This is a genomic window from Vibrio sp. Vb2880 (assembly GCF_033337975.1).
Classification (GTDB): Bacteria; Pseudomonadota; Gammaproteobacteria; order Enterobacterales; family Vibrionaceae; genus Vibrio; species Vibrio alginolyticus.
Genome location: NZ_JAWORT010000082.1, coordinates 1 through 704, shown reverse-complemented (window position 1 = coordinate 704; position 704 = coordinate 1). Strand labels below are relative to the sequence as shown.

At 54.3% G+C, this 704-nt stretch carries 1 protein-coding gene; it reads right to left on the bottom strand.

Annotated features, from left to right (window positions below; genetic code table 11):
• On the bottom strand, nt 1-704 hold a 704-nt coding region (locus tag R7M92_RS25005; protein ID WP_318134580.1), incomplete at both ends, for a tandem-95 repeat protein.

Genomic DNA, 704 nt, shown 5'->3' with positions numbered 1-704 from the left:
GGCGTGAAGTCTTCCGCCAAAGTTTGGTCTGCAATGCTGCTTTCAACCACAGGCGTGTCGTTCACCGCATTCACAGTGACGTTGACCGTCGCTTGGTCAGTCAGCGAACCATCGGTCACGGTGTAAGTGATTTCGGCCTCACCATGGAAGTTCTCAGCTGGTGTGAACACCAATTTGTCGTCAACAATCTCGACTGTGCCTTGCGCTTCAGGTACAGACGCTGATTCAATCGACAGCTTATCGCCATCGATGTCAGTGTCGTTTGGCAGAACATCAATCGTGACAGCGGTATCTTCTTGTGTTGTGGCCGTGTCATCGTTTGCCACTGGCGCGTCATTCACTGGCGTCACATCGACGTTCACCGTGGTGAACTCCGATACCCCACCGGAGGTAACGATGTAGGTGAAGCTGTCTGTACCGTGGTAGTTGTCGTTCGGCGTGTAAGTCACGCTGCCGTCCTGGTTGACCGAGACCGTACCGTTAGCTGGACCGTTGTTGGTATCGAGCGACACCACTTTATCGTCACCTTCGAACGTGTCGTTACCTAAGACCTTAATGATGGTCGGCGTGTCTTCCACAACCGTCGCGTTGTCTGCCACGATATCCGCCACAGGGGCTACCGTGAAGTTCACCGTTTGGCTAACGCTTTCGCCGCTTGGATCGGTAGCCGTAAACGTCAGCGCTTCTGAGCCGTTCCAGTCTGC